Source organism: Longimonas haloalkaliphila, assembly GCF_055379825.1.
The window spans coordinates 3,617,741-3,638,323 of the sequence record NZ_AP043948.1 but is presented as its reverse complement, the minus strand read 5'-3'; the positions used below and the strand labels follow the sequence as shown (position 1 = coordinate 3,638,323).

At 58.1% G+C, this 20,583-nt stretch carries 17 protein-coding genes and 1 pseudogene; 5 read left to right on the top strand and 13 right to left on the bottom strand.

Features of this window, described 5'->3' with window-relative positions; all coding sequences use genetic code 11:
* Positions 1–470: 470 nt before the first annotated feature.
* From ACZ48V_RS14270 to ACZ48V_RS14260, 3 genes are all read right to left on the bottom strand, one after another.
* Positions 471–1,511 (bottom strand): 6-bladed beta-propeller, encoded by a 1,041-nt coding sequence (locus ACZ48V_RS14270; protein ID WP_464540204.1) that lies wholly within the window; start codon positions 1,509–1,511, stop codon positions 471–473.
* Between the two features lie 767 nt (positions 1,512–2,278).
* Positions 2,279–2,470 carry a hypothetical protein gene (locus ACZ48V_RS14265; protein WP_464540202.1) on the bottom strand — a complete coding sequence of 64 codons (192 nt, stop codon included), beginning with the start codon at positions 2,468–2,470 and terminating at the stop codon, positions 2,279–2,281.
* 32 nt (positions 2,471–2,502) lie between these two features.
* Positions 2,503–3,603: a 6-bladed beta-propeller gene (locus ACZ48V_RS14260; protein WP_464540201.1), complete on the bottom strand. Its 1,101-nt coding sequence runs from the start codon at positions 3,601–3,603 to the stop codon at positions 2,503–2,505.
* A 144-nt stretch (positions 3,604–3,747) separates the two neighbouring features.
* Between ACZ48V_RS14260 and ACZ48V_RS14255 the strand changes: the two genes are divergently transcribed.
* A complete protein-coding gene (locus ACZ48V_RS14255) occupies positions 3,748–4,281 on the top strand; it encodes a transposase (protein ID WP_464538271.1) in 534 nt (177 codons plus the stop codon).
* Positions 4,241–4,750 (top strand): transposase, encoded by a 510-nt coding sequence (locus ACZ48V_RS14250; protein WP_464538270.1) that lies wholly within the window; start codon positions 4,241–4,243, stop codon positions 4,748–4,750. The genes ACZ48V_RS14255 and ACZ48V_RS14250 overlap by 41 nt, the downstream gene beginning before the upstream one ends.
* Before the next feature lie 208 nt (positions 4,751–4,958).
* On the opposite strand, the gene ACZ48V_RS14245 is transcribed toward ACZ48V_RS14250, so the two are convergent.
* The 3 genes and pseudogenes from ACZ48V_RS14245 to ACZ48V_RS14235 form a co-directional block, all read right to left on the bottom strand.
* Positions 4,959–5,318, bottom strand: a complete 360-nt coding sequence (locus ACZ48V_RS14245) for a hypothetical protein (RefSeq protein WP_464540199.1) — start codon at positions 5,316–5,318, stop codon at positions 4,959–4,961.
* 19 nt (positions 5,319–5,337) lie between these two features.
* A pseudogene (locus ACZ48V_RS14240) lies at positions 5,338–6,125 on the bottom strand (IS5 family transposase).
* A gap of 243 nt (positions 6,126–6,368) precedes the next feature.
* A complete protein-coding gene (locus ACZ48V_RS14235) occupies positions 6,369–7,742 on the bottom strand; it encodes an AAA family ATPase (protein WP_464540197.1) in 1,374 nt (457 codons plus the stop codon).
* Between the two features lie 262 nt (positions 7,743–8,004).
* Between ACZ48V_RS14235 and ACZ48V_RS14230 the strand changes: the two genes are divergently transcribed.
* The gene (locus ACZ48V_RS14230; RefSeq protein WP_464540195.1) at positions 8,005–9,069 is read left to right on the top strand and encodes a trypsin-like serine peptidase; all 1,065 of its coding nucleotides are present in this window, start codon (positions 8,005–8,007) and stop codon (positions 9,067–9,069) included.
* A 295-nt stretch (positions 9,070–9,364) separates the two neighbouring features.
* Positions 9,365–10,036 (top strand): peptidylprolyl isomerase, encoded by a 672-nt coding sequence (locus tag ACZ48V_RS14225; RefSeq protein ID WP_464540193.1) that lies wholly within the window; start codon positions 9,365–9,367, stop codon positions 10,034–10,036.
* A 40-nt stretch (positions 10,037–10,076) separates the two neighbouring features.
* Here ACZ48V_RS14225 and ACZ48V_RS14220 read toward each other — a convergent pair whose 3' ends face one another.
* The 7 genes from ACZ48V_RS14220 to ACZ48V_RS14190 form a co-directional block, all read right to left on the bottom strand.
* Positions 10,077–10,616 carry a DUF1648 domain-containing protein gene (locus ACZ48V_RS14220; protein ID WP_464540191.1) on the bottom strand — a complete coding sequence of 180 codons (540 nt, stop codon included), beginning with the start codon at positions 10,614–10,616 and terminating at the stop codon, positions 10,077–10,079.
* A 63-nt stretch (positions 10,617–10,679) separates the two neighbouring features.
* Positions 10,680–11,648 (bottom strand): ATP-grasp domain-containing protein, encoded by a 969-nt coding sequence (locus ACZ48V_RS14215; RefSeq protein ID WP_464540189.1) that lies wholly within the window; start codon positions 11,646–11,648, stop codon positions 10,680–10,682.
* A 182-nt stretch (positions 11,649–11,830) separates the two neighbouring features.
* A complete protein-coding gene (locus tag ACZ48V_RS14210; protein ID WP_464540187.1) occupies positions 11,831–13,834 on the bottom strand; it encodes an alpha-ketoacid dehydrogenase subunit alpha/beta in 2,004 nt (667 codons plus the stop codon).
* A gap of 54 nt (positions 13,835–13,888) precedes the next feature.
* The gene (locus ACZ48V_RS14205; RefSeq protein WP_464540185.1) at positions 13,889–14,632 is read right to left on the bottom strand and encodes an energy transducer TonB family protein; all 744 of its coding nucleotides are present in this window, start codon (positions 14,630–14,632) and stop codon (positions 13,889–13,891) included.
* Positions 14,633–14,980: 348 nt separating this feature from the next.
* Positions 14,981–15,919 carry a universal stress protein gene (locus ACZ48V_RS14200; protein WP_464540183.1) on the bottom strand — a complete coding sequence of 313 codons (939 nt, stop codon included), beginning with the start codon at positions 15,917–15,919 and terminating at the stop codon, positions 14,981–14,983.
* 96 nt (positions 15,920–16,015) lie between these two features.
* On the bottom strand, positions 16,016–16,669 hold the full coding sequence (locus ACZ48V_RS14195) for a response regulator (protein ID WP_464540181.1): 654 nt from the start codon (positions 16,667–16,669) through the stop codon (positions 16,016–16,018).
* Positions 16,670–16,754: 85 nt separating this feature from the next.
* On the bottom strand, positions 16,755–18,665 hold the full coding sequence (locus ACZ48V_RS14190; protein ID WP_464540179.1) for a PAS domain S-box protein: 1,911 nt from the start codon (positions 18,663–18,665) through the stop codon (positions 16,755–16,757).
* A 922-nt stretch (positions 18,666–19,587) separates the two neighbouring features.
* On the opposite strand from ACZ48V_RS14190, the gene ACZ48V_RS14185 reads away from it, so the two are divergent.
* Positions 19,588–20,508, top strand: a complete 921-nt coding sequence (locus ACZ48V_RS14185; RefSeq protein ID WP_464540177.1) for a universal stress protein — start codon at positions 19,588–19,590, stop codon at positions 20,506–20,508.
* The last annotated feature ends 75 nt before the right edge of the window (positions 20,509–20,583 follow it).

Sequence of the window (20,583 nt, the reverse complement as noted above, 5' to 3'; positions counted from 1 at the left end):
TTCGAACAACACAAAACTGCGGTGCTTGATCACCCTATCATTTAGCGTTTATTCACTACCCATAAAAGAAGTGTGACGCTAACGAGTGGGGGCAGACTCGGGTTCAGGAGTGTCATCCGATTGCGCGCGGCATGTGATACATGGACTGGAGCCGCCCAGCGTGCAGGTTTTGGTGCGAGAGAATCCGGTGAGATCTAACGAGAGCGATTCGGTTACTTTCCACACCGGGCAGCAGTGTGGATTGACCGGGCACGTACATCCTGAGGTTACATCGGACATATTTGCCGACGTGTACAACGTGGGTGCTGTGCAGCGGGTCTCTGCGGACGGTGAAGGAGGATCCGTAAACGATTGGTTTAGCACCACGAAGAATACGACAGCCAGAATAGCCCCTGCTGCAACGAGTACGGCGGCTATGATTCCGATGGTTTTGAGCAGTTGCTTGACCATGGAACGGTGAGGGGACACGGTTACTGAGGTAGCATATATTCGGTGAGCACGTACTCCACATCGGCATCCGTTTCACGGATTGTGCGATAAAGAAAGCCACTGGTCGTGGGGCCAATAATGACGTGGTCGTTTTGCGACTGCTCAATGTCTATATCAATGCGCTGACACCGCGTGGCCTCGCCGTCGTGCGTCATTTGATGCACATGTAGGTAGCGATCATACGACTCCATGCGGGCGTCAGGATTGGGCCTTCCATCATTTGTGAAGAGGGGAGCATCGTATGTGATCTTGCCGTGTTGCAGCACCCCCAAAAGAGCTGATTCGGTAGCAGTTACATGATAGCTCCGGCTACTGGACATACCGAAGTCCACCACTCTATCAAACATCGAATTAAGTTCTCGAATGCTTGACGCCTCCAGCGGCTTCATTGTAAATGCCGTGTCGTTGATAGGATAGCGTACTACATCACCATCCGCTACATCAAACTTCCGTACCGAAGACTCAGCAGGGTTGAGAGCGTATATGCTACCATCATGCAAAGCGAGGCTGCCTGTCCCCTGCATCTGGGCAAGGGCCGCGCGCTCGACCGATTCCTCATCATCGTATTCGGCAATCATCTCCTCGGCTTCCGGATCCCAGATGCGCAAGTATGGTGCATCCACGCTGCTGTAATACGAATAGAACACACCGTCGTGAATGGCAAAGTCTGCTACGGACCAGGTGAGACCCGTCCACTCGTTTACGGTCTCACCTTTGTGATTATAAATGATGACTTTATTGTTTCCAGCGTCCCAGATGGCAATGTCGGAGCCGTAGCTACGTACAAGATTCGGATTCTGATACTCAAACGGTCCTTGTCCCAGCTGGCCCAGTTGACGGATAAATGAACCATCGGATTCGAAAAGAAAGACGCCTGGATTGTCGGTGCTTACGACAATCCGGTCGTTCGGAAGCCGGGTGGCGCTCTGTAACTGACCCAATAGCTGCTCTGACTGGTCTAACGTGATTTCGCGGGTGTCGAGGAAAGTATCAGTGCATTGTGCATCAGCATGTAGGGGCAAGGTCAATATGGCGAGAAAAAATACAAATGATGGAAAGCTGGACTTCATTTATGAGAAGAGTTTTGTTCAAAATAAGCCCCCGCTCTATTCGAGCGGGGGCGAAGTTTGGATAGGATACGTATTTAACGCGGTGTGCAAGTTTTCCATTATCCTTTCGGGCGGATATCCCCCTTTGTGGCTACGCGACATTTCCCCCTTCGCGAAGGGGAAATCCCGAACAGCGTGAGGGAATGGGGGATGTGAGGACCGCGCATTCTGCGACAAGGCGGCGATCAACAAAGGAGGAAGGAAACCTGCACATGCCGTTATTTAAGAGATAAGGTTAAAACCAGTCGCGTATCCTTTGTATTCCGTCTCCGATGGCGTCGGCGGCATCACAGGCAGACTGTGGAGAACACGTGCTTGAGCCATCCTCGGAGCAAGAGTATTCTACGCCACTTGGAAAACCGACCGACCATGTCCGGGTCCAAGACTCTGAACACCAACCTCCACCCAAGGTAGCGACTTGGACTCCCTGCTTATCGATGGAAAACACGTTTACAGTACACGAGGTGTTATCATCAGTGCCGGAGATAATGTCACCGTTGGAAGCAGTGGCTTGAGCAGGAAAAAACGATAACAGAAGCAGGAGTGTCATTAAACCTCCTGAAAGTTGACGATATGACATAACGATTAGTTTTGATAAGTTAGTAGACGTATTTACTACACGTTTACGATACCCCCCCGAACAAATGCAACCCGTTCACTCAAACGCAACATTTTTTGAGTCAAAGACCCTGCCTCGTATCCTCCCGCACTTCATCAGCATACCGCTCCGCCCGTTTGACCACATCCTCGTCGAAGTCGCGCTCGCGGAAGGCCTGCAGGCGGTGCGCCACCGTCTCCTCGTAGCCCTGCTCGCTGGGCGCATAGAAGTAGGTGCCCTGTATGGCATCAGGCAGGTACTGCTGTGGGATCACCGAAGCGGGGTGTGAGCTATTTTGTGAGTTCTTTATTGCGGTAGTGAGTACTCGGTGAGAACATACTCAATATCCGAATCCGTAGACCGAGATGTGTAGCGAAAGAACCCACGCTGTGAAGGGCCAACAATCTCCTCACCAAAATGATAAGACTCTTGGTTTACGTCGATGGGAATGCGTTCACAGCGTTCAATTCCGCTGTCCGAATCATACCAATGAATGTCAAACTTGAGGTCACTTTCGAGCATCTCACCGGTATCGACTGTTCCGGCGCGGCTTATAGCAAAAGAGCGATCTGTTACATAGCGCCCATTCTGGATCAGTGACAGGATATGCTCATCAAACCCATTTAGTCCAAGAAACCGGCTGCTCTGCATAGCCTGTTCAATAGCGCCTGCCATGTCAGCGTTAATGGCGGAGACCTCGGCGTATTGGGCCACGGAGCTGGTGCTGAATGACGGAGCATTCAGCGGGATCTGGTCAACAGATTGATCGCGCAGATTCATGCTGTGAACAGTAGGAGCGGCAACAGACGCGTACAAAAGCCGATTCTGCTCTTCATTAAGTGCAATTGGAGCAGCTCCTGTAAGTAAGTTGAGAGGGCGGTGCTCCTGGGGGGCTTCGCCTGTTGAAAAGATAGGCTCTTGTTGGTTTTCGTATGTATACGCAGCAACGTATCCGTCAATCAGGCTTCCGCTGTGGTACGTGTAAAGTGTATCACCTTGTAAGGCAAAGTCTGTAACTGTCCGAGCCATACGCGTCCACTCTCGCATCACCCTTCCGTTTTGGTCGTAGCTGATAAGCTTGTTGTTACCTCGATCCCAGACTGCAAAGCCACCTGTTTCAGTAGCACGTACTACAGACGGATCTTGATACTCAGAAGGACCCCGTCCCGCGTTTCCAAGCTGTCGTATGTATGTACCGTCGACCTCAAATAAGAAGATTCCTGGGTCTTCGGTCGTGACGACGAGACGACCATCATGTAGTGAAGCAACGCTTTGGACGTTAGCAAAAAGTTGAGTATCCTGATCGAGAGTCACGTTTCGAGTCTCCAGAAAAGAATCAGCGCATTCAGGTGGATGAGGGCTAGTCGCGAAAATATAAGTGAAGAGTAAAAAAAGTATGTATACCATATCATATCAAATAAAAGTTAGAGGCTCATGATAGCTCGCGGCTGAACAATTTTGGCTTAGATTTTTGCAAGGCTATAGCCAACGTGTTTTCATCGATGTGTTTTCATCGATGTGTTTCCAAGAACAAGCGCTTTGCCCGCTGCAATGATTGGCTTCCCGATTGATGAGCTTCTGAGCGAGGACGAGTGTTATCAGTATCTGAAGCGGTCGCTTCACCCGGAGGGCCTGTCCTGTCCGAACGGACATGCCCTGCCTGACGACCAGGCTCCCCACGATCGCCGTCGGGCCCCGGTGTTGGACTACCGGTGCCGAGAATGTGGGTCGGTGTTCAACATTTTCACCGGTACGGTCTGGTCAAAGACCCAGTACGACTGCGCTACCATTGTGATGCTTCTTCGAGGATTTGCAAAGGGCATTCCGACCAAATGGTTGACCGATGAGATGGATTTGGCCTACCCGTCCGTGCTGAAGCGACGTCACCGGATTCAAGAGGCGGTTCAGAACGGAGAACGCGTCGGGCTTCCTGAAAGACGTCCTCAAGGGCTTCCTGAAAATCGTCCAGAAGGGCCAGAAGAGGATTCAGAAGAGGGGGCTGAACCCTCGGATCAGGAAGTTGAAGTCGATGAGATGTATCAACATGCGGGGGAAAAAAGGAGATCCGCATCGCGATCCCAATGATCCCCCGCGACAGCGAGCGAACAAGCAGCGCGGACGAGGAACGTATGCCAATGACTGCGTACCGATTGTCGGGCTGGTCGGTCGTGAGACTGGATCGGCCCGCTTCCAAGTCTGCCCCGACACAACAACCGCAACGCTCCAGGAGGTCGTTACTGAAGAAACTGGTGAAGAGGCGCTCATTTACACCGATGAAAATCGTTCGTACCTATGGCTTGAAGATGAGGAGGAACCGCGAGAACGGATGGCGATCAACCACTCCACCGGTTGGGCGGCCGACCGGGATGGAGATGGAATTCGGGAGGTGCACGTGAATACGATCGAAGGCATCTGGACCGGCTTACGGAACCGACTGCGGCTGTTTCGAGGCGTACACAAAGACTACCTATCCGGGTATGTCGCGATGTTTGAGTTAGCCTTCAACCACGACCATGTGAGTCCTGATATCCTACAGCGGATGTGTGGACTGTAAGCTTCATCACAGACTTAACATGAGCCAAGTCGCATAAGTTCAAATAGTAATCTTATGCATTTTCATCTAGTACGTAATCATGTCAGATAAAAACGCATAAAAATCACTGTCGTAGTATTTTCTCGCTGCACTCAAAGGACTAAGCTTCCCAGCAGTAGGCGGAATTTCATGTAATCAGAACTCCGATGAGATAATTTACTTCATGTGCTTAATAAATCTCATCAAGAAGCTCATCAACTGCCTCTATCAATTCACAAAACGGTGCATGAGACGGACAATGATAGTCTGCATTCTCTCCTTCCGTTGTGCACTCTACTGTGATTTCGACCCCACAATCCATTCCGGCGCAGCCTGAGGTCGAAACGTTCCATACGGAATCACAAAGCGGATTTGCCGAGTCGTAAAAGCTGGTGTTGACGTGGTCAAACACGTTGCTTATCTGAACGAGCTCGCTTTGTGCAGCGCACAGATTATCTGACGGTTCGTCGGAAGCACTGGCTTGAGCAGGAAAAAACGATAACAGAAGCAGGAGTGTCATTAAACCTCCTGAAAGTTGACGATATGACATAACGATTAGTTTTGATAAGTTAGGCAGTGTTTGAAAACTCGAGTTTTCGAAAGCAGCGTCGGGTGAACGCCAGTTTGACCATGGCCAAGTAGCACCGAGCATACTTCTCATAGCGGGTGGCGAGCCGGCGACACTCTTTGAGCCAGCCGATCAGTCGCTCAATCACGTTTCGCTTTGCGTACATCCCCTTGTCAAATACCGGAGGTCGTCCCTTTCGGCGCCGCTTGCGCCCTCTTCCGGGGCGCCGTTCCGGGATCATCGCTTGGATCCCACGCCGCCGCAGATAGTGCCGGATGTGCTGGGCATCGTATCCCCGGTCGGCAACCAGCATGTCGGGACGTGTGCGCGGGCGGCCCGGCTGGCGACGCGGAATGCGTACCGTGTTCATCAGCGGCTTCAGATGAGGCCCGTCGTGGCGCTGGCCCGCAGAGAGACAGGCAGTTAGCGGCACCCCGCCTGAGTCACACACAAGGTGGATTTTGGTGGTCAAACCGCCTCGCGAGCGTCCAAGGGCCTCGCACGAGCCCCTTTTTTCTTGGGCGCTCCCGCAGCAGCTCGGCTGGCTCGAACGGAGGTCGAGTCAACCATCCAAGTCGCGTAGTCGATCAATCCGTGTTCGTCGAGTTCAATCTGCAGCCGGTCAAGGATCCGGTCGAACAAGCCAATCGCTTCCCACCGACGAAAGCGCGAATAAACCGTCTGCCACTTGCCGTACCGCTCGGGCAGGTCGCGCCACGCCGCCCCGGAGCAAAGAATCCACAGAATGCCATTGAACAGCCTACGATCGTCGAGGCGAGGCCGCCCCATGGTCTGCTCGGGAAACAGATCCTCGATCAGGTCCCACTGTGTGTCGGTGAGTTCGTAGCGGCGCATCGGAAAACAGAAGTTGGTGATCAGAAACTGGTACGGCAGTCGTTAAGATACCCAATCCAAGACTTTTCAAACAGAGCCTAGTAGACGTATTTACTACACGTTTACGATACCCCCCCGAACAAATGCAATCCGTTCACTCAAACGTAACATTTTGTAGGGCCAAAGGCTCTACTCTGCCTACTCCCGCACTTCATCAGCATAGCGCTCGGCGCGTTTGACCACATCCTCGTCGAAGTCGCGCTCGCGGAACGCCTCCAGGCGCTGCGCCACCGTCTGCTCGTAGCCCTGTTCGCTGGGCGCGTAGAAGTAGGTGCCCTGCATGGCATCAGGCAGGTACTGCTGCGGGGTGTAGTGCTGGCGGTAGGCGTGCGGATACTTGTAGCCCTCGCCGTGGCCGAGGCCCTCCTTATCGCGGCTCGGGTCTTTGAGATGCGTAGGCACATCGCCGGTCTGCTCGTCGCGCACAAACGAGAGCGCATCGAAGTACGCAAACGACGTGTTGCTCTTCGGCGCGGTGGCCAGGTAGAGGCAGCACTCCGCCAGTAAGAACTGCCCCTCCGGCATCCCCACATAGCCAAACGCCCGCGATGCACTTTCGGCCAACATGAGCGCCCGCGGATCCGCCAACCCCACATCTTCAGCAGCAAAAATAATCATGCGTCGCAAGATGAAGCGCGGATCTTCGCCCGCATACACCATGCGCGCCAGCCAGTAGAGCGCGGCGTCGGGGTCGGAGCCGCGCAGGCTCTTGATGAACGCGCTGATCGTGTCGAAATGCGCATCGCCCTCCTTGTCGTAGAGCACCGCGCGCTGCTGGATGCTCTCCTCAGCCACATTCAGCGTGATGCGAATCACGCCGTCATCGTCCGGTGGGGTGGTTTCCACCGCCAACTCCAACGCGTTGAGCACCGATCGGGCGTCTCCATTCGCAGTGTCCACGAGATGCGCACGGGCCTCTTGGGTCAGATGCACATCGCGGTCTCCGTAGCCGCGCTCCGCATCCGACAAGACCATGTCAGCGATGCGAGTCAATGCATCCTCACCCAGCGGATGCAGCTCAAACACCCGCGAGCGACTCACGAGCGCATTGTTGACCTCGAAGTACGGGTTCTCGGTTGTCGCTCCCACCAGGACCACCGTGCCATTTTCCACATGCGGAAGCAGCGCATCCTGCTGCGATTTGTTGAAGCGATGGACTTCATCAATAAACAAAATCGTGCGCTGCTGATGGTGCCGCAGCCGGTTCTTCGCTTTCTGGATCGCCTCGCGGATGTCCTTCACCCCCGACAGCACCGCGTTCATCGACGTAAAGTGCGCCTTGGTCGTGTTCGCGATGATGCGCGCCAGCGTGGTCTTGCCCGTGCCGGGCGGCCCGTAGAACAGTACCGATGTCACCCGGTCGGCCTCGATGGCGCGGCGCAGCAGCTTGCCTTCGCCCAGAATGTGATCTTGCCCCACAAACTCATCCAGCGTACGCGGACGCATGCGGTCGGCGAGTGGGGCATTGGCTTCGCGGGCGGCATCGGCTTGGGCGTCGAAGAGGTCGGACATCAGTGGGGGAGCGGCGAGTCAGTAATCTAAAAACGAATAGGTGCTTTGTATGCCGGATGTAGGCTGGAGTTGGATACAAGCGACGCACTGCCACTTTTTGCTCGGGAATGCGCCTGTTCGTAAGAGGGTGCTATGACCAGACGTCGAGATCGATGTCCTCTATATTGATTCGCCTGCGCTTCACCAAGTACAGCAAATACCCACCCAAGACCAGGTGATAGGCATGATTCAAACCAGATACAGGACCATCCTTACATTTGTAATGCTGCTTGTAGCAGCACTTGCGCTGACGGCGTGTGATGACCTCGTAACAGCCGACGATGAGGAGGACGAGCAGGTTCGTGAAGAAGACCCCCAGGCTGAGATTACAACGCGGGAGTTTTCAGACGATGAGGTTGCAGCTACATTAGCATATTGGACACGAGAACGCATGGCGGAAGCTATTCCGGTAAAGGATATCGGCATTGCTGGCGATCCGCCGCCGCCCGAATCTCCCGTTATCCCTAATCCAGATGCACCCGAAGTAACACGCTCCGGAGATATCCCGGCAATAGAACGGGGTCTTCTTCCGCCAGACGGGTCGAATAGTCTGACGGACCAGAGTGCTCCGAACAATGCCGTAGAAGTGACCACGCTTCCGGCGTATCCGCATCGGGCCATAGGCAAGGTGTTCTTTACTAAACCCGACGAGGGAAATTTCGTGTGCAGCGGAGGCGTCATTGCTTCGGATAACCGGAGCGTGGTCTGGACCGCCGGGCACTGCCTCGCCGAAGGAGGAGGGGAGACATGGTATGAGAACTTCATGTTCGTCCCGGCCTACTCGGATGGGAACGAACCCGCCGAACGCTGGGCCGCACGCAATCTGGCTACGTTTGTGGGGTGGTACTCCAACGAAAACTTTAACTATGACCTGGGGGCTGCGGTGATGGAGCGGCGTGACGGGCGAACCATAGTCGATGTGACAGGATCACTTGGTTGGATGTTTAACGCATCCCACGACACAGACACCTCCCAGTTTGGATATCCGGGCGAAGGCACGATATTCAATGGGCAGCGCATGTGGACGTGCGATGAGCCGTATACGGGAGCTACAAATCAGGGGAACTCAGGCCCCTCCATGCAGACAAATGACTGCGACTACACGGCTGGTGCGAGTGGAGGGCCCTGGGTGGTTAACATTGGCGAATGCCCGAACTGCTACATCAACTCGGTCAATAGCCTGTGGTGGTTCTTTACACCTCGACCAGCCGATCTGGGTAACCAATGGGCCGGACCGTATCAGGGTAGTGCCGCTCGCAATCTGTTGGAAGTGGCAGAAGGGCTGTAAGCAGGGCGCTTTTCTCGGATAAAAAGCATAAAGAACCGCTGGGGGGCGCTTCATGGCCGCCAGCGGTTTTTTGTGGCGTGATCAATCGTTGGAGCACATCGCGATCTTTCGTATCCCGCCCGGCATATCCCTTCTTGTATTCTCGCGAGGTTGCTGAAGAGGGCTTTCGCTTGATTCATGGATAGTACAGGGCGTGCATCTCACACATAAAAGCCCCCGTGTTGCATTTGCGGTATCCGCATTCGTTCTTATCGAAGCAAGCCCGCATCCCCCTTACGCGCCCTCTGCTTCGATTATGCCGACAGTCTTTCGTGAAGGCATCGCGCTCCTGCTTGTTGCCTCGTTTTTGCTTCTGGGGCCTGTCCATGTGGGCGTCGCACATGAGGATGCGTCTCCGCCGTGTCCGCCCGAGCACACGCCTGCAGCCCCCGACTCGTTTGCCGTGGCGCTGGAAACCACCACCGGTCCGGTCCTGCTCCGCCTCTACCGCGAGTGGTCGCCCTATGGCGTAGACCGCGTGCATTGCCTGGTGCAGCAGGGCCATTTCGACGGGCTGCCGGTCTTTCGCGTGGTTGAGGACTTCGTGGCACAGTTTGGGCTGACGGGCGACCCGTATACCGATTCGCTCTGGGCGGAGGCAGGCATCCCCGACGAGCCGGTGCGTGCCTCCAACGAACGGGGCACGCTGGCCTTTGCACGCAACGACCCCGACACGCGATCGTCGCAGCTATTCATCAACCTGAGCGACAATCCCCGGCTCGACACCCTCACGTATAACAACGTCGAAGGCTTCCCACCGCTCGGGCGCGTCACCAGCGGGATGGATGCGGTGGACGCCTGGCATAACGAATACGGCGGGGCACCTGATCAAGACTCCATCCGCACAGCCGGACGTGCGTATCTCGATCGCCGCTTTCCCGAACTGGATGTGATTGAGCAGGCGCGCGTCGTAGCCCCTGCGGAGTAGCAGGGCGCTGTGTGCACGAAGAAAGTGTCGCTATGCTGTGCTACTCCCCCATCTGCTCGCGGTACAGTTGCTGCGTGGTATCGTGCAGCAGCCAGACCACGACGGGGCCGATGAGTATGAGAAGCGGGAGGCTGACCCAGAGCACTACGCGGGTGTAGATTGGCAATAGGTCGGCGCCGTTCAGCGCTACGCTGTAGATACCGAGCTGCAGCACAGCAAGCATGAGTAGCAGAAGGGCTGTGATGCCATAAAGAACGTCTTTCGTAAGCTGAATAACAACAGCCTTGCGACCGGGGGTGAGCTGCTCAAAAGCATCCGGGTCAGGCATATTCATGTGCTCGGGGAAACGCGCCATAAGAGCCGCAATCCCGTACATGGTCCCTGCCAGGAACAGAGCGACTGCAGGTAGCATGAACCATCGAAGGGCCGTGGTCTCGGTATAATACGAGACCTGCCCGAGCAGCCCAAAATGGCCAGGCATGGTATCGGGCAGCGCGCCATACACCCATGCACTTCCAACCCACGTAAGAAGCAGCAGCGCCGCGTTTTTGGCATGAAAGAGTCCCGTCGAGAGGCGCATATGCAGAGCCGTAGAGCCTGAGGGTACGTGGAGTACAGGGGCAGGGGGATGCGCAGCCAGGGGCTACGCAACGGGGGCCTCGGGCTGCGTAGCTGGCTTAGACGAGGCAGACCGGGCGGACGCCAGGCAGCGCTGAACCAGGTCGGCTACGGCGGCCATGCCGCTCAGTCCATGCTTCTTCTCCACATCAGGGGAGTAGTTCGAGGTGCCGTTCACGTCGTACGTCCAGCAGTGGCCTTCGGCATCTTCAATAAACTCGATGCCCGCTACGTCGATCTGTTCGCGTTCGAGAAACGTCTTATACGCCTCGATAAGTGCCGGGGGAACGTCCTCGCGCAGTGCAAAGAGTGAGTCAGGCTCCTCGTTGGTGGTTGCGGGCTCGGTGCGGCACGCTTCAGCAGGGCAGAGCTGAAAGCCCTCGGAGGTGTCGGAGGTGATGGCATAGACCAGTTCGCCATCTACAAACTCACAGCGCGTGATAAACGGCTCGGCGGCCTGGATGTACTGCTGCAGCAGCATCACCTGGTCGGGCGGCGGGGCAATGGCGTCGTTGTGCACAGCCGCCTCCAGCTCTGCATACGACTCGAAGAGCTGCACGCCGAGTCCCTTGCCGCCGCGGTTGTGCTTGGTGATGAACGGCGTCGGCATGTCGCGTGCCGCCTCAAGCAGGGCATCGGAGCCGCCCACCACCGCGCGCGTGGCTGGCGTGCGAATCCCGGCCTGCTCCAGGGCCGCGTGCTGCTGCACCTTGCTGATCTCCAGCTCAAACGGATGGAGCCCGTTGACCACGCGGCGCCCGTGGCGCTCCAGCCAGGCCAGCATCTGACGCGTGTGCTCTACGCCTGCGGTGTGGCCGCGCGTGTGCGAAGAGGCGCTCATCCGATTGATAAACACACCCTTGGGCGGCGCACTCGTTACGTCGAAGTGACCTTCGTTGATGAACCACTCCTCATAGGGAATGCTGGCATCGTCGAGCGCTGTGCGCAGTGGGGGCATCCAGTCTTCGTTTTCGTAGATGATGTACGCCTTCATGGGAGATACAGGAATCAGGTGGACTCAGAGGAATTTATGTGGCCAGATACGGCATAGCCCGGGCAAAAGTTGACGGTTTGGAGCTCGGACGCGCAACAATGCCCTCGATATAACAGCGTAGATACGTCTCCCACCTGTAGATGCCGACTACAGATGGGGTCAAGTACGGTCTAATATACCATCTAATACGCCATCAGCCGCCCGATCGCATCGCGCAGATCGCGCTTTGCAGAGAAGGTCGTCTCTTCGAGCTCTTTCGTGGCGGGGATGGGGGTGTCGGCTCCGGCCACGCGAATCGGTGGCGCATCCAACAGTTCAAAATGATCTTCGGTGATCTCGGCGGCCAGCTCGGCGCCGAATCCGGCGGTGCGGGTGGCCTCGTGCAGCACCAGCACACGGCTGGTCTCTTCAAGGGATGCGCGAACGGTCGCCTTGTCCCACGGCACCAGTGTGCGCAGGTCGATTACGGCGATCGAGCAGTCGTGCGCCTCAGCCCAGTGCGCCGCCTCGTCGAGTGCCCAGTGCACGCCGAGTCCGTAGGTGACGATGGTAGCGTCGGTGCCGCCTCGGGCCACACGCGCCTTGCCCAGCGGAATGCGGTAGGGCGTAGAGGGCACCGGGCCCCGAACAGAGCGGTAGAGCTTTTTCTGTTCAAAGAAGAGGGTTGGGTTCGGGTCGTGCAGTGCGCTGTGCAGCAGGCCCTTCGCGTCGTGCGGGGTGGCGGGCATCACGACTTTGAGTCCGGGCACATGAGCAAACCACGCTTCGGGCGACTGCGAGTGAAACGGTCCGGCGCCAATCCCGCCGCCATGGGGCGCGCGAATCGTGACGTTGACGGGCTGCCCCCAGCGGTAGTGGGTCTTGGCGAGGTTGTTTACAATCTGGTTGAAGCCGCACGAGATGAAGTCGGCGTACTGCATCTCGATAACCGGACGCAGGCCTTCGATCGCCAGGCCCAGTCCGGCGCCAATTGCCCCGCTTTCGATAATCGGTGTGTTGCGGATGCGCTCGGGGCCGTAATGGTCCACGAAACCGTCTGTAACCTTGAAGACCCCCCCGTACTCGGCGATGTCTTGCCCCATCATGAGCAGGTCGTCATCGGCGGCGAAGGCTTCGTCGAGAGCGTCGGTGATGGCGTCGATGTAGCGGCGCTCGGCGGTGGCGGTGCCGTCTTCGAGCGATGTAGCAAGGGGCGGCGCTTCGTCGAGTGAGGGGGCCGCGTAGACGGCATCGGCCTCCTCGTTGGGCGTGCTTTCAATGGAGGGCTGGTCGAGCGCCCACTCGACGGCGTCGTCGACGGTAGCGGCCATCTCTTCGCGGACCTGCTCGATGTCGCTTTCCGACCAGCCGCCTGCTATGCGCAGATATTCTTCGAACCGGGCAACCGGGTCGCGATCGGCCCAGACATCCATCTTCTCGTCGGGGACGTATGCCGTGCCCGAGGCTTCCTCGTGGCCGCGCATCCGAAACGTGCGCATCTCCAGAAGCACCGGACCCCGCCGCAGGGCGGTTTCGCGGGCGTTGTTTACTGCTTCGATCACGCCAAAGATGTCGTTGCCATCTACGGAGCGCCCCGGCATGTTGTAGCCGGAGGCCATCGAGACGATCTCGGTTTCGGCGAGCGCCTCGTATGTGGGGGTAGAAAGGCCGTATCCGTTGTTCTCGACAAGAAAGACAACCGGCAGATTCCACACCGCAGCCAGGTTCATGGCCTCGTGGAAGTCGCCCTCGCGGGTGCCTCCATCCCCACAGAAGGCAAGGGCCACCGCATCCTCCTGCTTGTACTGCAGCGCCTGGCCAATGCCACAGGCCACCGGCAGCATGGCCGCCATGTGCGAGATCATGCCGATGATGCGCCGTTCGGGCAGGCCAAAGTGAAACGTGCGGTCGCGCCCCTTCGTGAAGGCGCCCTCGCGGCCAAACAGCTGGCAGAGAAGCCGGCGTAGGGGCACCTTGCGGGTCGTCCACACCCCCAGGTTGCGGTGCATCGGCAAGATGTAGTCCTGCTCCTGAAGGGCCCATGCGGTGCCTACGGCGATCGCCTCCTGCCCGTATCCGCTAAACCACTTGCTGATGCGCCCTTGGCGAATGAGCCGGAGCATTTTTTCCTCGATGGCACGCGGGGTGAGGAGGGCACGGTAGAGCGCATCAACGTCGACGCGGGTAGACACGGTCGGGGCAATCATATACAGGCAGAGGGGGATGGGTGAAGGGCAAAGCGGGCCGGTGCAGGCGCCCGCTTACTCAAGGCGGAAGGTGAAGGTAATGACGCCGGTCTGGTTCTCCTGCGGCGCGCCCGGCGGCAGGGCGTTGAAGCGCCAGCGCGACAGCGTTTCCATGACGGCCGCGTCGAGCTCGGGCGAGCCGCGCTGCAGCGGAATACGGCGGATGATGTTGCCCCGCGGGTCAACGGTGATCTGTACCCGTACGGTCGCGTTCACCTGTTCGTTGTACGGCGGCAGCGGAGCAAACTGCGGGTCGCGGTTCAGGCCCTCGATGTCGTAAGGCGCGGTGCGCTCCTCGGTGGTCGAGTCGCCCGGATCGGCGTCGTCGGCCCCGTCGGTCGTCGTAGCCTCTTGCGCCTCGGCCCCCTCATCGTCGACCTCCGGATCCGGGTCGGCCGTCTCGCGGCCCTCCTCGGGATCGGTTTCGGGGACCGGGTCGGCCTCTTCCTCATCGGTAGGGGGCACGGCTTCGTCGGTCGGGTCGGCATCGGGCAGGTCGACGGGGTCAGGCTCGGCCTCATCAACCGGATCGGTTTCAGGCTGCTCTTCCGGCTCTGGCGTTTCGGGGGCCGACTCGGTAGGCGTGGTCTCTTCAACTGCCTCCACGGGCTGCCCCGCCGCAAACGGACCGAACTCCACCTCCATATAGCCAATCTGAGGTGCATCAGGGCGGTTGGCACTCAGGAGCGCAAACAGCAGCAATAGCAGCAGGTGCAAGGCCGTCGTCGTTCCCAGACTAATCCAGTCGCTCCGGCTCATAACAGCAAGCGGTCGATGAAAGAGGCATCGGTGTAGGTCAGTTAGGTCAGTGCAGGTCCTCGTACTGACCCACGCAGGTTGGCATTAGAGGGATGCGCACCTGTACGCCCGCTCTATCGGGAAGATTCGTGCAGGCCGTTCCTCGTGGTATGTGTATACCGCTCAGGTACCGGGGCGCAAGAGCCCTGACCAGAGCGCGTCGCGTACCCCCATGCTCTCGCCCATTACGCTTGCTCCGTGCAGGTTAACCTGCCTACGCAGCACACCGGTACAGCACACCGGTACAGCACACCGGTACAGCACACCGGTACAGCACGCGGATGGGGCAAAGCTGATCGGGTAGCGCATCTACGCTTCCTGGAAGATCTGAGCGTTATCCACGATCGTCTTGCCGAAGTTCTTCACGACGAAGACCGGGCAGGGGGCGCGGCGCACCACCTTTTCCGTGACGCTACCGACCAGGAAGCGCTTTAGTCCAGTACGGCCGTGCGTGCCCATCAGGATCAGATCGGCGCCAATGCCATTGGCCGTGTCGATAATATCGTACGCGGCGTACCCGGCCAGCACTTGCGTATCCACCTGGCACCCGCGCTCGCGCAGCTGCTTCGCATAGTGCTGCAGCGACTCCTCGGCCCGGTCCATCACATCCGGTAGGATGGGTGTAATGGGGTCGACGCCGTAGACCGACGGGTAGGCAACGTCTTCGATAACATGAAGCAGGTGCAGGTTGGCCCCGTACAGAGTAGCAACGCCTTGCGCATGTGCAACGATATCGGCGGTATGCTCTGAGAGATCGACAGGAACCAGAATGGTGTCGATGGGCGGAGCCGAGGGCATGGCGTCTGCGTCGTCGGTGGCAGCTTTGCAGAGCACCGTGAAGACCGGGCAGGCGGCTCGGCGCATCACCTCTTCGGCCACGCTTCCGCTGAGAAGGCGATCGGCTCCGCGGCGTCCGTGTGTGCCCATCACGACAAGGTCGACATCGCTCTCGTCGGCCCGTCGTACGATCGCCTCCGCCGGCGATACGTCCTTGACCTGGTGGTAGACAACAGGGACCGGCACGGAGGTGTCGTCGTCGGGGGCGGGTGCGTATTGCAGGCTTTCCCCGTCTTCGCCTTCTTCAAGCGGTAGATACTCCATCGGGCGATCCTCTGAGGCATCGCCAACTACGGTGAGCACATGCACCGTAGCACCGGTTTGCTTGGCCAGATGAATGGCATGCTCAAAGGCCTCCTCAGCGCAGGGCGAGAAGTCGGTAGGGAAGAGTATGTTATCTACGGTAAGCATAGGAACGAGAGACGTTAGGGCGAGAGAACAGGAACGAGCCGGTGAAGCATGCTGGTCATGCATGATTGTAATGGACACGGGCGGACTCAGCGGTGGTCATCCGGCTTCACTTTCAACCCACTGTACGGCACGCTGCATCAACTCCGTGGCCGAATCCAGGTTCAGTTTCTTCTTGATCCGTGCGCGGTAGGATTCAATGGTTTTGACAGAGAGGTGCAGCCGCTCGGCTATGTCGCGCGTGCTGATGCCTTGCCCGGTAAGCTCGAACACCTCCAGTTCGCGATCGGAGAGAATTTCGAGGGGCGACTGCATGAGGCGCTCACGCCCGCCCTCGGCCATGCTGAGCAGCAAACGTTCGTTGATTTCATCACTTACGTAGATGCCGCCGTTGAGCACCTGGCGCACGGCCTGCACGATTACATCGGCTGCTTCAAGCTTCATGACATAGCCCCGCGCCCCGGCCCGGATGGCGCGCTCGGCATAGAGCACCTCATCGTGCCGCGACACCACGAGCGTACGGATATCGGGATACCGGGCCTGCATGTGCTTCAGCAGTTCCATACCGCTCATTCCGGGAAGCGAGATGTCGACAATTGCAAGGTCGGGCGCACGTGCATCGATCTGCTCCAGTGCCTCCTCGGCACTCTGCATCTGGGCCGCCACGTTGAAGTCGACCTCCCCATCGAGGGAGAGGGCCAGTCCCTTCCGCATGAGCGGGTGGTCGTCTACAATGATGATGTCGTAAGTCATAGAAGGAAGCGGTTGAATCCAAAAAAAGGTGTATGGGGGTGTACCGCAACGCGGTCTACGCTACAGAGTACGCTACAGAGCAGCGTCAGTTAGGGTGATCGGCGGTGCGGGGCAGCGTACAGGTAACTGTTGCACCTTCGCCAAGCATACTGCTCACATCAAACGTACCACCCATGATGCGGGCCCGGTACTTCATGATGCTGAGTCCCATGCCCCCGTTTTGGGCGGCCTCATCGTCAAATCCGGATCCGTCGTCCTGAATGCGAAGGCGTACTTGCCGGTCGCTGCCGGCCAGTATGAGGCGCAGGTGTTCGGCGTTGCCATGGCGTACGGCGTTTGTAACCGCCTCTTGCGCAATACGGTACAGGTGCGTGGCTGCCTGGCTGTTGTGCACAAGCGTGGTGCCCGTTTCTTCGAAGCTGCATGACACGTCAAACAGCCGTTTGGCGTTATCGGCGAGTCGGCGCAGCGCCTCAGACAGTCCGCTGGCTTCCAGGTCGACAGGGGTAAGCCCCCGCGCCAGGTCGCGGGCATACTGGTCGGCATCACGAACGAGATCCGTGATCTCGGCTGCATCGTCGGCCATGGGGTGCCCCTCCTTCTTGAGACGGTCAGCCATGTTTTTGAGAAGGAGTCCGGTACCCGTAAGCATCTGTCCGAGTCCGTCGTGCAGGTCTTGTCCGATGCGGCGCCGCTCCTGCTCGCTGATGCTAAGAATCTCTTTTTCAAGCCGTCGCCGCTCAGAAATATCGCGCACAATGCCGGTAAACGTGGTGCGGTCGTGCCGCTGGACCTCACTTACAGCCAGGTCCATCGGGAAGGTAGATCCATCTTTACGCTGCCCGGTTACTTCGCGCCCGATGCCGATAATCTGGCGCCGTCCGGTATCGTGGTAGCTCTGAATGTAGCTGTCATGCTCCTCGCTGTAAGGGTCGGGCATGAGGATGCGCACGTTTTCGCCGATGACCTCGCGCGCCTCGTACCCAAAAATCTCTTCGGCGGCTTCGTTGAACGATTCGATGTGTCCGCGTGCATCAATGGTGATGATGCCGTCGACAGTCGTTTCGAGGATGGCCTGCGCCTTGGCCTCGCTAATCTGGAGCGCCTGTTTGGTGCGCCACTGCTCAACGGCCCCGGCCAGCACGTTAGCAAGCGCCTGCAGAAAGAAGACCTCCTGATCGCTAAACGAGCGTTCGGCACGGGTGTGGGCCCCCAGCACGCCGAACGGCTCGGGCGAGCTAGCAATCGCAACGCTGATGCCGCTTCGCATCCCGTTGTCGGTAAGGAGCGGAGGAAAGGCGAACCCGTTACGCGTGTCGGGAGCGGTAACAACGACGGGGCCGTCGGCTTGCAGGGTATGCCCGGCTTGCGAGAGGGTGTTATCGTAGCTGTAGGGGATGCATGCAGTGCCAATCATATCAGCTGGCCAGCCGGATCCGGCCCGGAGCGTAAAGCTGTGGGCCTCAGGCTTGTACTGAAGCACTTTACACGCGTCTACGTCCAGCAGAGGAGGCACAACATGCGCTACGTAAGCCATGAGCACATCAAGCTCGGTCTCAGAGAGCGCGCGGCGGCTTACGTCAGAGACGACCGCCTGCGCCACGGCTGCAGTGGGGGCGTGGCTCTGCAGCGTGCGATGTGCCGGCGTAGCATGATACTGCTCAATCGCATTCAGCCGCACGTCGAGCCGGCTGCGTTCGTTGAGTGTGGTGATGCAGTCGTCAATGCCCGCCTCAAAAAGCGCGTGGATGTGCTGCTTCGACGCGCTGGGCGCTACGACCAGCAGCAGAAGATGGTCACACTGCGCACGGATGCGAGCAATCGCTTCAAGGGATACGGGCGGGCAAAGTACAGCCAGGTCTACGTTGGGCGATATGGGGTGGAGCAGGTCGGCATCGGCTGATGCGACAAGAGTTACCGCATACTGACGACGCTGCAAGGCTTCATGCAGCGCGCGGCGGGTTTCGCCAGGTGGGCCAACGAGAAGGGTGTTCATACAGCTACGTAATAGTGGAAGAGGGAGGCGGTGCGCATCCACCAGGCACGGCAGCGTGTGCTATCTTACCTGGAATAAATCTTACTGGGGTAAAAAAGACGGATGGCGCGAGTAGCCGTTTCAGGTCGGTCAGGTAGAAGCTTTGTCTGGTTCAGTAGCGATTGATTGTTTTAGAACCTGTTTTGATTTCTTAATTTGGGCTCCGAGCGGCGGCGCTGGACTGGGGCCGAAGGTCATGCCCCTGGTGCAAATTGCCCCCGATGTCGACCCGTAGCCCCGGCTGCGAATCTCCATCGTGGTCCAATTTTCGCCTCAGCGGCGCTCGCTCTCGCCTGCAAACCAAAACCCAAACAGGCTCTAAAGAAGGCACGGCAGAAAGTACAGGTCAATACTCAATACAGATGGACTAAAGACGTATGCGTTCGAGGCGGTACAGCGGAATCTGCTATACGTTCGCCATACGCATTCGCCATACGCCTACAGTATCACATCTACAGTATCGGGGGGACGCAATGTACTGTGAAGCTACTTCAAAAGAAATAAAGCAGCTGGCAGATAGGTTGTCGCACAGGCTCCGGCTTCGCGTGTACGTATACGCCCTATCGGTGTGTGGGGCTGTCCCCGACGCAGTGGTTCACAGTTTCCCCACAGAAGGGGTGCGCAACATGCTGGCAGGCGAGCGAAAGGGGGATTTGCTTATTAAATGCACACTCGCACTGTTGTATGGTGTGCCGTCGCATGGGTGTACGCGTGCAACTCGGTAGCAGTGCTGTAGAAAATCCTGTAGAAGACAGAGGGCCGGGCGTCCTGATAGGGGAACGGCTTGGTCTTTTACGGCAGGCAGTTATCAGCTACTGACAGCGTTGAACAGCGCTGAGCGAGTCTTTTACCCCTTGCCATGTTTATCTAACCGGGCACAGCCATGCTGTCTCCTCGATCTGTACTCTGCCCATTTTCGCCGGGGTCCTCAACGTCAGCTGCGTTGCCGCAGGCGCTGGCGCTTGCGGGACGCGTGCAGGCCCCACTGCACATAACCCCCTGGCCAAACGCAAGTGTTGCCACGGAGGATGCGACTGAAGAAGCAGTACGCTCTGCGGTGCAGTCGATGGTGGTAGATGCGCCGCCGCCCCCGATGCTCCATACAGAGAGCTGGAAAGCAGATTCGTTCTCTGTTGAAGCATGGCTGGCATACACCGCCGATAACGACATTGACTTAGTCGTGCTTGCGCCCCCTGAGGGGTACTCGGCAGGACCGATCATGGCCTGCCAGGCCCTGCAGCCGATGATTATGCGTACTACCGCGGCGCTGCTCACGGTGGGAAGGGGGCAGCAGCGTACGTCGTTTCAGCATGTGCTTACGCCAACCGACATGACGCCCGAGTCGATCGCTACGCTGCACCACGCTGAGGCTGTTGCGGCAATGTACGATGCACGGCTTGACGTGCTGCACGGGCTGGCACAGCGTAAGTACGTGGCGCTCACCCCCACCGATCTGCTCGCGCTCGACGATGCCGCCATGGCGCCCCGTACCGCCAAGCGGCGGTTGCGTACATGGTACCGGCGCAATGCGCATCCGGCATACGCCAACCGCCTCGGGGCGCAGATGCACGTACAAGAGGGCGATCCCACTACAGCAATTCTTCGCGCCCTTCATACGCGGAAGAGCAGCCTTCTTGTTATGGCGGCGACGCAGCGTACCCCGCGTGAGGCGGGACTGAGCCCTATCACCGAAAAAGTACTGCGCCGAACCACCTGCTCGGTGCTTGTTACGCGTCCGCAGTACCGCAATCTGGTCGCACCTTCTGTAGGGGATTCCACCCAGTCGACAGTACCTGCTTCGTGAGATCCACTTCCGTGCAGCGTCATGAATAGCCTTATGATCGGGGTGGCAGACGATTAAACGGTCTGCCAGCTGCCC